Origin of the sequence: Bacillus cereus group sp. BfR-BA-01347, assembly GCF_022663835.1 — a bacterium.
GTDB lineage: Bacteria > Bacillota > Bacilli > Bacillales > Bacillaceae_G > Bacillus_A > Bacillus_A thuringiensis_K.
This window is the reverse complement of record NZ_JAKUGG010000026.1, coordinates 17,627-29,677: the sequence shown is the minus strand read 5'-3', so window position 1 is coordinate 29,677 and position 12,051 is coordinate 17,627. Positions and strand designations below refer to the sequence as shown.

The window sequence follows — 12,051 nt, the reverse complement described above, 5'->3', positions numbered from 1 at the left end:
TATTATAGGGAGAATTAGAGATGACGTAAACAAGAAGAGGGAAAGAAAAAACCACCTCACGTATATGAGGTGGAATAATTGTTAATATCTAGGCTTAAATGTATGACAACAAGTCTCTACACTCGTTGCTACAGAACTTTCTAGCGTCTCGTTTGTTAAAACAGCAGCTGTATATGAATCATTTTCAGTTTGACCAGTTTCATCTGCATCAGGCTGAACGATGATTGCACTTGCTTGACAAAAGTTACCTTGTCCCCAAAAAGAACAGTTGGAAACAGAACATCTTACTTCTGGCATAAAACCCCCTCCTTATACATTAGTTTGGGATTTTACGCCCATTTCATGTGTAGAAGGAGTTTCCTTTTCTCGTTACTTTTTCGTTTGCTCAAGCCATTCTTTTAATTTGTCTTTCGGCTGTTCACCGCTAATACGGCTCACTTCTTTGCCATCTTTAAAATGAATGATTGTTGGTGTACCTTGAATTTTATATTCATCCCAAGGAGCATCTAATTTTTCAATATCCATAACTTTCATATCAACGTTCAAGTCTTTAGCCATTGGTACTACGACAGGAGATAATTTTTGACAATGAACGCAAGATGTTTGATAAAAGTATACTGTTTCTTCTTTTTTCTCTTTTAAGTTCTTTTGAAGATCTGAAAGAGAAATTTTATTTGTGTAGTAGTCAGAACCGTTTGTCTTACTTTCAGTAGGATTATCAATTTTTTGGCTAGTAGCATTTTTTTCTTCCATTTGTGTTACTGCAAAAATTGCCACGAACAAGGCGATAATAATACCACCAAATATAAGCATTTTTTTCATTCTTTCATCTCCTTATTTGTTTTTGATGACAATAAAGCTACAAACAGCGATTGTAATAAAGCCGATAAGTGCTAAAAACGGGATTGTCACAAAGCCGAACCAGTTTATGTATTCTCCCGTACATGGTACACGTCCACAAGCTGCCCCAGCAGATGAAAATGCTGCGACTTTTTGAATTGCATAGTGATATAAAGAAATACAAGCGCCAATAGTTGCGATTGGTAAAGAATAACTTGCGATGCGATAGTCTTTTTTTGCTACAGCAATACCAAGCCATAAAACGAATGGATACATAAAAATGCGTTGATACCAACAAAGGACACAAGGCTCAAATTTCATGATTTCGGAAAAGTACAGACTTCCTAGTGTAGCAATAAAAGAAGCTCCCCATGCGGTAAGTAAAGCATATTCTTGCTTTTTTTCTCGTCCCATATTTTATACCTCTCTTATAATAGTTACATACTAAATTATAGTATGAAGTGGTATAGAAAAGAAAGAAAAAATATGTTTATCAATAAAAGTTTTATAAGAGGAAACATTTATTAGTATTAATATTTTAAAAAAGCGCCATTCTCTGGAAGAGAATAGCGCTATATTTTACATTTGAATTTGTTCTACTTCTTCTACATGCGACTTTTGGGATGCGTGGTCAATATATTGAAATAGGAGCTGCAATTGTTTATCAACTTCTGGCAGTTCTTTACTGTATTGATAAGCGTGTAAAAAATGCTCAATACGCTTAGAAAATAATTGATCGTTCGTTTGAACCATGAGAACGAGTAATTTATCCCAATTACAGCAATACGTGTAATAGAGAGCTTTATCATAGTCGTTGTATGTTTGCACTGTGTACCCTCCTTACCGAGAGTTATATATAGTGTGTGATAAGTAAGGGGAAATACACTTGAAAGAATTTGTTAAGAAAAAAAGTGAATGAAAAGAAAAAACGAGGAGTTTCCTCGTTTTTTAAGCTTTTGGCATTGGCGTAGGTGTTGGTTTGCCATAACCTTCTTTGTATTTATTATCGATATAGTTACGAATTTCAAGCGTTGATTTTCCTTTTTGTTTCATGGAAGCAGATTCAACTGCGATTTCTAGGCAATTGACGCAAGTCGTTGCGTGGGAATCCCAAACAACTTCACCATTCTTTTTAATTTCACGAATAAAGCAGTTTTTATTATTTTTATGTCCTACACTTTCACCGCAACCACAATAGCATGGAATCCAATCTAATAGCTCTGCATTTTGTCCAGCGACGGTGTAGATATCTTTCATTTGTGGATCAAGCTTATCTAGGAAGGCCGGAAGTGTGTCGACTCCTTTTGTTTTCTCTTGAATGTCAGCTTGCTGAGTGTGCGATGCATGGTCATGTTCTTCTTTTTTTGATTCAGAAGATTTTTGGTCATTTGTACCAGTACTTCCGCATCCAGCAAGAATTAAACTTAGTACTGCAAGTAAAGAAAATACATACTTTTTCATTCGCTTGTCCCCTTTACAAATGTATTAATCAAATTGTATCAGAGATTACGGTGTATCAGTTGAAGATTTTTTTGACTGATTTTTGAAGCGCCATCTTAGCGAATGAAATAGAAATAAAATTGGGATATAAGCGTATACAATATATAAACCAGCTTGAGATAGTATGGTATTTAATGTGTTGATACTTTCACGGTTTGTGAAAAGCAGAGAAGCTGAAAATATGATGAAAATAAAAAACGGTAATGTAAATTTAAATGAAATATGAAAGGAGCGCTTCATCGTTTGACATGATGACCAAATAGTTAAGCAAAGGTTTGGTAAAATAATTAAAAACCAAACGAAAATAATAATATATTCAAAACGCTGAATAAAAGGAACTTTAATTATTTTTAACATCGTTAAAGTAGGCCAAATAGTACGGTTTAATTGTCCCTCGCTATAATACATAAAAGATACGATAGCTAAAATTACATAAATTAAGGTGCTAAAAGCAATTCCAGCATGGGCCCATCTTTTTAAGGATTTTCCTTTTTTAATAAATGGATAGAAGATTAAGATTGTCTCGAAACCAAGAAACTCTAACGCAGAGTGTTTTGCTGATATAAGCATGTCAAAAGGTGAATGTGTAAAAATAGGTAAAATATTGCGGAAATGTGCATATTTCATTGGATAAATTAAAAAGAATACAACGAAAATAGGTAGAACGACTCCCCAAAAACATATTCCGGTTACAGAGCGAAATCCACCCTTTATAATATAGCAAGTCACTAATAAAAACATAAAGGTTAGTTTCCATAACTTAATGGTAGGGAAAATCCAAACTTGTATTACTTCCATATATGTACGAAGAACAGTAAGGCAAAATAATAAGCAATAAAGAGTGAAAATTACAGAAAATATAGAGCCAATCCATTTTCCAAAGGTGGTTGTATGAATGCTAATTAAATCTCCGTCTTTTTCAAGCATTTTTAACATACAAAACAGTACAATATGAGTTGCAATCCCCGCAATAATAAGAGAAATCCAAGCATCATAACCTGCATTTTTCAAAATTACACGTTGATAGCCGAGAATTCCTATGCCGATTTGGAGAGAATGCAATAAAATAAATGCAAAATATGGAGAGACAGTTTTTGTCTTATTCATTGTATTCATTGCTCATTTCACCTCACTATTCCCCGATTCCAGATTGTACAATATTAAGATCTAAATTTATATCCACCGCTACGTTTTTATACATATTTCGAATTTGTTTTATATTCCATTTTCTCGTATGGCTTCTAATTTCATCTCGTATTCCTAAAGGGTCAATTTCCTTTTCTTGAAATTGTTTTATTAAATCTTCACAGTCTTTTTCAACATTTTGTTCAATTTGTTTTTTTATATAATTGATATTTGTTTTTTTTCTTAGATCAATCCAATTAGGAGAGTTTTTAATTAATCCATTTAATTTTAAATGAATTTTTACTTTTGGTATGTCGCCAGTTTGATCTATATCATACTTATTTTCTCCAGCTAAGTTTTGTATAACAACCATACCTTTATGCTTATCCTTTTTTATTACTGCTTCGTAACGTCCATTTTTCGTAGGATTAATAAGTAATTTTGCTAAAACAGAATGTCTTTTATCTGTATACATGACTACTTTATCGCCTTTTAAAAAGGCAAGTCCTTTGACAGCGATAGAATGATTATCGTCCATTTTAATATAAGGAACATAGGCATCACATACAGAAGAGTAATAATTATATAAAAAAATGTTTAATGTGGTTTGTGGGATGTTCTCATTTCTTATATTTTGCTCGAGTAAATCAGCGATATATAAAGACCCATTTTTTTTTCCGTAATTTAAAAGCTCTTCAGCCGATCCATCTACAATTGCTAGTTGTACATCACGCCCGATATTTGGATCACGTTGTAAGTTAGTAATAATCTCTCCCATTCCGCGTTCTCCTAGAGCCTTTCCAAATAGGACAACACGCATTTGACCTACAACAACATTGTGAGGAGATTTCGCATTCAATCGTGAAGCAATTGTTTCAAGTGAACGGGCAGATGTTGTTTGAGTCTCTGGCTTAGACTTTACACCATGTGTGTACTCTGGGAATAGAATAGTTCCTTGGAATCTTTTGTTTTTTGTGATATCAAATCCAGCAATATGAATAATACGCTGTGCATCTACTATATACGTTTGTGTACAGCCAGTTTGTAAAACGAAGAAGATAATGATAAGGTGCAATAAAATTTTCTTCATTCATTCTCACCATCATGTTTTTGCTTCGATTTGTTTGGATTATAGCGCCATTTTGATTTTGGTCTCAGAAAAGAAGGTCTTTGAGCCGTTTGGCTAAATGGTAATCGAAGAAAACCTTCTGCTGTACCTAAACCACGAAATGGATATAAAGGTAATAAATAAGGTGATCCAAGTGATTTTAATTTAATTAAATGAGCTAAAATAAATACAAATCCGACAATAAGGCCTAATCCTCCAAATGCACCGGCTAAAAGAATAAGCGGAAAGCGTAATAAACGGATAGTAGAAGACATCTTTACAGTCGGTGTTGTGAAAGATGCAAGTGCGGATAAAGCAACTGCAATTAATAAAATTGTACTTGTTAAAGCTGCTTCAACAGATGCTTGTCCAATTACAATCCCTCCAACAATCCCAATCGTTTGTCCGACTTTCGTTGGTAAACGTGCTCCTGCTTCACGAAGCAATTCAATTGTAATTTCTAAAAAGAGTGCTTCTAGAATAGGAGGGAAAGGTACGTTAGCTCTCGAGAAAATAATAGGACCTAGTAAATCAGCAGGAATCATTTGATAATGATATGTTAAAGCCGCTGTATAAATAGCGGAGGAAAAAAGAGAAAATATAGCTCCGAAAAAACGAATAACACGAAAAAAAGATCCAATCATCCACGGTAAATAATAATCTTCTGGTGAAATGAAAAAATCCAGTAACGTTGTTGGTCCTGATAAAGCATATGGAGAGCCATCTGTTAAAATTAAAACTTCTCCGTTAATTAATGCAAATACAGCTCGATCTAATCGTTCTGTAGGTAATAGAACGGGAAAAGGTGAATTGCTATTATCACTAATAAATTGCTCAATCATAGTTGCATCAAATGGGACATCAAAATCAATGTCTTCTAGCCGTTGTATTGCGGTGTTGATAAATTGTTCATTTGTAATTCCTTCTATATAAGCAACTGCTACTTTCGTTTTTGATATAGATCCGACGGTAACTTCTTTAAAAATGAGTTGCTCCGTTACGATATTTCGGCGCAATAAGTGGATATTTGTATCAAGGTTTTCAACGAAACCGATTTTAGGCCCGATTACACTATACTCATTTTCTGTATCGTTATATAATCGTTTTCCTAAAACAGTACTTTCGGCACGAATTAAAGCATATTGATCAGGATTCGCATTGTTTTTTAAGCGTATTAAAATATATCCACCTAATAATTTTTCACGAATATCATCAATAGAAGGGGAGGTAATAATGTCTTCAATAGAGATGATATTACATAAATCAGAGATGTTTTGGATTTGTTCCGATTCCTTTTTTAGAGGAGTTAAAATAAATTGTTTAATAATAAGTGCTTCCACGACAGATTTATAATAAAACAAGCACAACGTTTCATCTTTAAGTATGTTATAAGAGACAAAATCGCTTGATTCTTTCATGGTTTGTATAAATTCTGGAATAGAACAAAGTGTTTTCGTATTAGTCTTTTTTGATTTCTTAGATGATAAACCGAACATTTTCTCACCCCTAACTTACATCATTTACTTGTGTTAGTTTTTGGGAAATCCGGGAATTTATACTTGAAAATTGAAAGTTCATACGAAAAAGGAAGAGCATTGAATCCCTCTTCCTTTTTGGGGTGTTAATTTGCTTTCTTTTCTTTAATAGACTGCACTAACTTCATCATTTCCGCTCGTATATCTTCTCTTTTTACATTTAATTTTTCGGCAATTTGTTTCATGTCCATTCCATCTTTTTTCATCTTTAGTACATCATCAAGTGGGGTATTGCTTTTTTGAGAGATGATTGTTAACACAGTAAGATGACGCAATTTTATGTTATATTCATTCATTTTTTGCTTTAGCTGATCAGGTGTGGATTTTTGCATAGTTGCTAACTGTTGTAGCAGCGCTTGCTTTGTTTCTTTATTTATATGATGCTTTTTCAGCTTACTTGGAGCTACACCGAAATGCTCGGCTGTTTTCTCCCAAGATTTATTTTGCTTATAGTAAGCTAAAACATCTTTAATTTCTTTTTTACTCATTCTTGCAATGTGAGCAGCTTTCCAAATTTCATGTTTGTTATAGCCGAGTTTTTTTAGCGATTGCATTTCTTCTTCTGAAATTGGGTTATGGTGATGCATTGTTACTTCTTTTGGCGTGGCAGCGGAAGCGGGGAAGGTAGATATCCCGCATAATAATGCTGTCATAGTCATACAAACAGCGATTTTTTTGTACATGTAAACTCCTCCTAGATGGATAATGTAGAAAACTGTACACATATCATTTCCATAAAATGTGAAATACTTGTGAACAAGTTAAGTTTTTTTATTCACAGTATGGAATGACGTTTTTTAGAAGTTTTCCAACATAAAACATTGATTAATAGTAAAAAACTAAGGTATAATCGAAATTGAAAATCAATATCAATAATAAACGTATACATATAGATAAAAATAAGGGAGAGAAAAATATGACTACATATACTTCCATCGCAAATGTGATTAAAGAAAGACGCTCTGTTCGTACATTTACAGACAAAGCAGTAGAAAAAGATTTATTAATTGAACTATTAAACGATGCAACATGGGCACCTAATCATAAGCACCGTGAACCATGGAATTGTAAACTATACATCGGAGAAGGCCGCAAGAAATTAGTAGATGCAGTATTAAACTCTTTCACAGAAGAAGAAAGAGCGAAACGCGGTAAAATTTTATCAGATCGTTTCTTAAGCACGCCTGCACAAATCGTTGTATATATAAATGAAGATCCACGTCAAATTCAGCGTGACGAAGATTACGCTGCAACATGTGCATTTATGCAAAACTTCCAACTTCTTGCTTGGGAACGCGGATTAGGTTGCGTTTGGAAATCAGGCGGATTAAACTACAATCCATTATTTATAGAAGGAATCGGTTTAACAAGAGGCCAACGTATCGTTGGAATTCTTCATATCGGTTATTTTGATAAAGCGCCTGAAGGAAAAGCGCGTACTCCGATTACGGAGAAGATGGAGATTATTGAAGGTTAATAGATGAGACATTCTCGTTTTTGCGGGGGTGTCTTTTTATTATGCAATCAATCCTCATGAAAGCTTGTTCTCCATCATACACTTTCTTAAGGGAAAGTGTAAGGAGGGAAAATAATGAGAGCAAGTGACGATAAAGCACTGCAATATGCGATTGCGGAAATTACGGAAATTGCGACTGGATTTGGGCTTGATTTTTATCCGATGCGTTATGAAATATGTCCAGCGGAAATTATTTATACATTTGGTGCATATGGGATGCCAACAAGGTTTTCACATTGGAGTTTTGGAAAACAATTTTTCAGAATGAAATTACAATACGATTTAGGACTTAGTAAAATATACGAACTCGTTATTAACTCTGATCCATGTTACGCCTTTTTATTAGATACGAACTCGTTAATTCAAAACAAATTAATTGTAGCGCACGTTTTAGCACACTGTGATTTCTTCAAAAATAATATTCGTTTTTCAAATACGAAGCGGGATATGGTAGAAAGTATGTCGGCGACAGCTGAACGGGTGAAAGCATATGAGCATAAGTACGGAAAAGAAGAGGTAGAAACATTTTTAGATGCCGTACTTGCCATTCAAGAGCATATTGATCCCTCGCTTATGCGTCCGAAACTCACATGGAGTATCGATGATTTAGAAGAGGAAGAAATAGAAAAGAAAAAGGTGTCGCAATACGATGACTTATGGAATTTAGATAATCGCAATAAAAAACAGGAACGTTCCAATGTGCGTAAAAAGAAGAAAATCCCACCAAAGCCAGAGAAAGATTTACTTCTCTTTATTGAAGAATATAGCCGTGAGTTAGAAGATTGGCAGCGAGACATATTAACGATGATGCGTGAAGAAATGTTATATTTCTGGCCGCAGCTTGAAACAAAGATCATGAACGAAGGCTGGGCGTCCTTCTGGCATCAACGCATACTTCGCGAAATGGACTTAACATCTGATGAAGCCATCGAATTTGCGAAATTAAATGCAGGTGTTGTACAGCCATCAAAAACGAGCATTAATCCATACTACCTCGGTATTAAAATGTTTGAAGATATTGAAGAACGCTACAACAACCCGACAGAAGAAATGAAACGAAGAGGCGTCAAACCAGGATCTGGTCGTGACAAAATCTTTGAAGTGCGCGAAATCGAATGGGACGTATCGTTCTTAAGAAACTACTTAAATAAAGATCTCGTAATGAGAGAAGATATGTACTTATTCCAGCGCCAAGGAAAAGAATATAAAGTAATAGATAAAGAGTGGGAACATGTACGTGATCAGCTCGTAAATATGCGTACAAATGGCGGCTTCCCGTACTTAGTAGTAGAAGATGGAGACTACTTAAAGAACGGGGAATTATACATTAAACATAGTTACGAAGGAATCGAGCTTGATTTAAAATACTTAGAAAAGGTATTACCATACCTTCATCAGCTGTGGGGAAGAACAGTGCATATGGAGTCGATTGTGGAGAGTAAGGGCGTTGTGTTTTCTTATGATGGGAAGATGGTGCATCGGAAGTATGTGTGATGGAAAGAACGGACATAGAATGCTATGTCTGTTCTTTTTTTATTTGGAACAAGGTAAAATATGCTATTCTTGAAAAAAGGGAGTTACATAGAGAAATGGAGCGATTCAAATGAGCAAAATAGGGGTATGCAAGGTAGATATTACGCCACCTGTCGGTATTGATTTTGTCGGATATCATAGAGAGACAGGGATAAATAATATTGAAGAGCGTATTTATGGGACAGTTTTTGTATTTGAAAAAGATGAAATGAAAACTGTGTTTATAAGTATTGATAATATCGGGATGTTAGTAGAAGATACGAATATGATTCGTGAGCGAGTAGCAAGTAGGCTTCACGTACCATTTGAGCGAATAACAGTTGTTTATACACATACACATTCCGGTCCAGAGACAGTCGGTGATGATCGGCTAGTGCAGTCGTATAAAATGATTTTAGTAAATAATGTAGTGCACGGTGCGGTTACTGCGAATAACAACTTGAAGCGATGTGAAGTTGGCTGGGGTGTTACGAAAGGTGATATTGGGATAAATCGAAGAGAGAGAACATCTGATGGAAGAGCAAGGATGGGAACAAATATAGAGGGCGTTGTAGATAAAAGAATTGGGATGTTAGCAATAAGAAATGCTGAAACGAAGGAGCTATCTGGTATTGTAGTATTTTGTACTGCGCATCCGAATGTTTTAAAAGGTGATAGCGATGTATTATCAGCGGATTATCCTGGAATGACGAGGGAGGTTCTTGAGAGGATCGTAAACTGTCCTGTTATTATTGTGCAAGGAGCTGCTGGTAATGTAAATGCGAAATATCGCGGTTCAAGGGAAGCATTAAAGAAAATGGCTTACACACTTAGTGGGCATGTATTAACGATGTTGCCAACAGTTACATACAGCCCAATTGTAAATTTAAGAACAGTTTCGAGTACGATGCAAATGAAGTTGAAAGATATTCCTGGAATAAATGAGATACGAAGCATGGCTCAATTAGCAGAGAAACAGTGGGGCGTGAATACGGATGAATGGCTTACTATCGTTTTAGAAAAATATAAGCAAGGTATTCGGCAGTTGCGTATTGATTTAGAAGTTCAACTGTTTCAAGTTAATGATGGCATGTTTTTGGGTATACCGATGGAACCTTTTTCAGAAACTGCTTTAGAAATGAAAGAACGTCTTCAAAATGAAATAGCTTTTTTGGGTGGATATACGAATGGATATATTGGTTATTTACCGACAAAGGAAGAGCATGCATATGGTGGGTATGAGGTGGAATTAAACCCTATGGTATATGGGCCTGTTACGAATTTATTGATGCCACCGGAGGAAAATACAGCAGATGTAATTGTACAGAAAGTTATAGAACTATACGAAAAGGAACTTGGAAATATCTAAGTTCTTTTTGTTTCGAATTTGTGAACAAAAGACCCAGTAAACATGGTGGGGTATGCTGCAAGTAATATAGTAGATGGTTTTGTGGACACAGTGCAATGGCATGAAATAGATCACATTGTTGAAAATGGTGGGTACCTTATTGATGTTCGAGAGCCTAATGAACTAAAACAGGGAATGATTAAAGGCACTATTAATATTCCATTAGATGAATTACGTGATCGATTGGATGAAGTGCCAATGGACAAAGAAATATATATCACTTGTCAACTTGGTATGAGAGGGTATGTTGCAGCGCGTATGTTAATGGAAAAAGGATATAAGGTAAAGAATGTAGATGGTGGTTTTAAATTGTATGGGACAGTATTGCCAGAACGTGTTGTATATTGATATTTTTCATTTTCTACTTCAAGATTTAGTGGAAGATGAAAACCTATAGATTAAGGTTTTACTTTTTGTTTTGTGAACATATAAGGTGAAAATTAAAAATAGGGTTTACAAAATACCCTATAGGGTATAATATATTGTCATAGGTTATAAATAGTGACATAATGGTAATGAGGTGATTATACAATGGAATATAATCAAGACATGAAAAATAGATTAAAACGTATTGAAGGGCAAGTTCGCGGTGTGCTTCGTATGATGGAAGAAGGAAAAGATTGCCGAGAGGTTATTACACAGTTAACGGCATCTCGTTCTGCACTTGATCGTACAATTGGACTTGTTGTTGGGACAAATTTAGAGCAATGTTTGCGTGAGCAGTTTGAAAGCGGTAATGGTTCAAATGAAGAATTAATTAAAGAAGCTGTTCAATTACTTGTAAAAAGCCGATAATCTGTCAAACATAATTGTTGACAGATTTTCAAAAACACTTTTATATACCCATACAGGTATATGTATATAAATTATGGAGGAATCGACTATGAGTATAAAAGTGGATATGAATCTAGATTGTAAAGGTTTGGCTTGTCCGATGCCGATTGTAAAGACGAAGAAGGCGATGGAAGGATTGACGTCAGGGCAAGTGATTGAGGTTCAGGCAACAGATAAAGGGTCTATTGTGGATATACAAAGTTGGGCGAGTAAAGTAGGTCATCAATATATCGGGACGAAACATGAAGGTGATGTATTGATGCATTACGTTAGAAAAGCAAATGAGCATGAAATGAATGAAATAGTGAAATATCCTCATACAATTACGAATTCGGAAGTGGAAGAGATAGTATTAAGTGGTCAAGAGTGTATTGTAGTAGATGTTCGTGAAGCGGCGGAATTCGCTTTTGGTCATATTCCATCGGCTGTTTCCATACCGTTAGGAGAATTAGACAGTGCAGTGTTAGATCAAACGAAGCAAATTTATGTTGTTTGCCGAACTGGCAACCGTAGTGATGTAGCTTGCCACATGTTGAAAGAGAAAGGTTATGCAAATGTGAAAAATGTCATTCCAGGCATGTTAGAGTGGCAAGGGAATGTGGAAAAATAAAGTGAAACTTTAATCAGTGGGGTCTTACTGCCCATTAAAGCGGGATAAAATTTTTTAAACAAA

Annotated in this window: 14 protein-coding genes and 1 pseudogene; 6 read left to right on the top strand and 9 right to left on the bottom strand. The window is 35.0% G+C overall.

The genetic code is table 11. The features are described 5' to 3' along the window. Positions 1 to 81 precede the first annotated feature (81 nt). The 9 genes from MR143_RS27120 to MR143_RS27080 form a co-directional block, all read right to left on the bottom strand. Positions 82 to 297 carry a DUF1540 domain-containing protein gene (locus tag MR143_RS27120; RefSeq protein ID WP_001115482.1) on the bottom strand — a complete coding sequence of 72 codons (216 nt, stop codon included), beginning with the start codon at positions 295 to 297 and terminating at the stop codon, positions 82 to 84. Between the two features lie 72 nt (positions 298 to 369). Continuing rightward, entirely contained in the window at positions 370 to 822 is a 453-nt protein-coding gene (locus MR143_RS27115; protein ID WP_000738451.1) for a thioredoxin family protein, read from the bottom strand. A 12-nt stretch (positions 823 to 834) separates the two neighbouring features. Next, positions 835 to 1,254 carry a disulfide formation protein C gene (locus tag MR143_RS27110; protein WP_000532266.1) on the bottom strand — a complete coding sequence of 140 codons (420 nt, stop codon included), beginning with the start codon at positions 1,252 to 1,254 and terminating at the stop codon, positions 835 to 837. A gap of 165 nt (positions 1,255 to 1,419) precedes the next feature. Further along, on the bottom strand, positions 1,420 to 1,668 hold the full coding sequence (locus MR143_RS27105; protein WP_001195459.1) for a YhdB family protein: 249 nt from the start codon (positions 1,666 to 1,668) through the stop codon (positions 1,420 to 1,422). Between the two features lie 120 nt (positions 1,669 to 1,788). Next, positions 1,789 to 2,301 carry a PCYCGC domain-containing protein gene (locus MR143_RS27100; protein WP_000761025.1) on the bottom strand — a complete coding sequence of 171 codons (513 nt, stop codon included), beginning with the start codon at positions 2,299 to 2,301 and terminating at the stop codon, positions 1,789 to 1,791. A 45-nt stretch (positions 2,302 to 2,346) separates the two neighbouring features. Then, on the bottom strand, positions 2,347 to 3,456 hold the full coding sequence (locus MR143_RS27095) for a GerAB/ArcD/ProY family transporter (RefSeq protein WP_001095033.1): 1,110 nt from the start codon (positions 3,454 to 3,456) through the stop codon (positions 2,347 to 2,349). Between the two features lie 16 nt (positions 3,457 to 3,472). Beyond that, complete coding sequence (locus MR143_RS27090) at positions 3,473 to 4,555, bottom strand: Ger(x)C family spore germination protein (protein ID WP_000722250.1); 1,083 nt, start codon at positions 4,553 to 4,555, stop codon at positions 3,473 to 3,475. Beyond that, positions 4,552 to 6,069, bottom strand: a complete 1,518-nt coding sequence (locus MR143_RS27085; protein WP_000467498.1) for a spore germination protein — start codon at positions 6,067 to 6,069, stop codon at positions 4,552 to 4,554. The genes MR143_RS27090 and MR143_RS27085 overlap by 4 nt, the downstream gene beginning before the upstream one ends. A gap of 125 nt (positions 6,070 to 6,194) precedes the next feature. Beyond that, positions 6,195 to 6,791: a hypothetical protein gene (locus tag MR143_RS27080; protein WP_000276971.1), complete on the bottom strand. Its 597-nt coding sequence runs from the start codon at positions 6,789 to 6,791 to the stop codon at positions 6,195 to 6,197. 233 nt (positions 6,792 to 7,024) lie between these two features. Here MR143_RS27080 and MR143_RS27075 point away from each other — a divergent pair, with 233 nt between their 5' ends. From MR143_RS27075 to MR143_RS27050, 6 genes and pseudogenes are all read left to right on the top strand, one after another. Continuing rightward, on the top strand, positions 7,025 to 7,585 hold the full coding sequence (locus tag MR143_RS27075) for a nitroreductase family protein (RefSeq protein ID WP_000214819.1): 561 nt from the start codon (positions 7,025 to 7,027) through the stop codon (positions 7,583 to 7,585). Positions 7,586 to 7,699: 114 nt separating this feature from the next. Then, positions 7,700 to 9,118: a stage V sporulation protein SpoVR gene (spoVR, locus tag MR143_RS27070; RefSeq protein ID WP_001202720.1), complete on the top strand. Its 1,419-nt coding sequence runs from the start codon at positions 7,700 to 7,702 to the stop codon at positions 9,116 to 9,118. Positions 9,119 to 9,227: 109 nt separating this feature from the next. Beyond that, a complete protein-coding gene (locus MR143_RS27065; RefSeq protein ID WP_061883797.1) occupies positions 9,228 to 10,505 on the top strand; it encodes a neutral/alkaline non-lysosomal ceramidase N-terminal domain-containing protein in 1,278 nt (425 codons plus the stop codon). 27 nt (positions 10,506 to 10,532) lie between these two features. Next, positions 10,533 to 10,892, top strand: a pseudogene (locus MR143_RS27060) (rhodanese-like domain-containing protein); the annotation flags it as partial. A 183-nt stretch (positions 10,893 to 11,075) separates the two neighbouring features. Beyond that, positions 11,076 to 11,339: a metal-sensitive transcriptional regulator gene (locus tag MR143_RS27055; protein ID WP_000456206.1), complete on the top strand. Its 264-nt coding sequence runs from the start codon at positions 11,076 to 11,078 to the stop codon at positions 11,337 to 11,339. 73 nt (positions 11,340 to 11,412) lie between these two features. After that, positions 11,413 to 11,988, top strand: a complete 576-nt coding sequence (locus MR143_RS27050) for a sulfurtransferase TusA family protein (RefSeq protein ID WP_102947847.1) — start codon at positions 11,413 to 11,415, stop codon at positions 11,986 to 11,988. Positions 11,989 to 12,051 lie beyond the last annotated feature (63 nt).

Coding starts and splice junctions, on each gene's coding strand:
- MR143_RS27120 (WP_001115482.1), bottom strand. CDS start 297: ATGCCAGAAGTAAGATGTTCTGTTTCCAACTGTTCTTTTTGGGGACAA.
- MR143_RS27115 (WP_000738451.1), bottom strand. CDS start 822: ATGAAAAAAATGCTTATATTTGGTGGTATTATTATCGCCTTGTTCGTG.
- MR143_RS27110 (WP_000532266.1), bottom strand. CDS start 1,254: ATGGGACGAGAAAAAAAGCAAGAATATGCTTTACTTACCGCATGGGGA.
- MR143_RS27100 (WP_000761025.1), bottom strand. CDS start 2,301: ATGAAAAAGTATGTATTTTCTTTACTTGCAGTACTAAGTTTAATTCTT.
- MR143_RS27095 (WP_001095033.1), bottom strand. CDS start 3,456: ATGAATACAATGAATAAGACAAAAACTGTCTCTCCATATTTTGCATTT.
- MR143_RS27090 (WP_000722250.1), bottom strand. CDS start 4,555: ATGAAGAAAATTTTATTGCACCTTATCATTATCTTCTTCGTTTTACAA.
- MR143_RS27085 (WP_000467498.1), bottom strand. CDS start 6,069: ATGTTCGGTTTATCATCTAAGAAATCAAAAAAGACTAATACGAAAACA.
- MR143_RS27080 (WP_000276971.1), bottom strand. CDS start 6,791: ATGTACAAAAAAATCGCTGTTTGTATGACTATGACAGCATTATTATGC.
- MR143_RS27075 (WP_000214819.1), top strand. CDS start 7,025: ATGACTACATATACTTCCATCGCAAATGTGATTAAAGAAAGACGCTCT.
- spoVR (WP_001202720.1), top strand. CDS start 7,700: ATGAGAGCAAGTGACGATAAAGCACTGCAATATGCGATTGCGGAAATT.
- MR143_RS27065 (WP_061883797.1), top strand. CDS start 9,228: ATGAGCAAAATAGGGGTATGCAAGGTAGATATTACGCCACCTGTCGGT.
- MR143_RS27055 (WP_000456206.1), top strand. CDS start 11,076: ATGGAATATAATCAAGACATGAAAAATAGATTAAAACGTATTGAAGGG.
- MR143_RS27050 (WP_102947847.1), top strand. CDS start 11,413: ATGGAGGAATCGACTATGAGTATAAAAGTGGATATGAATCTAGATTGT.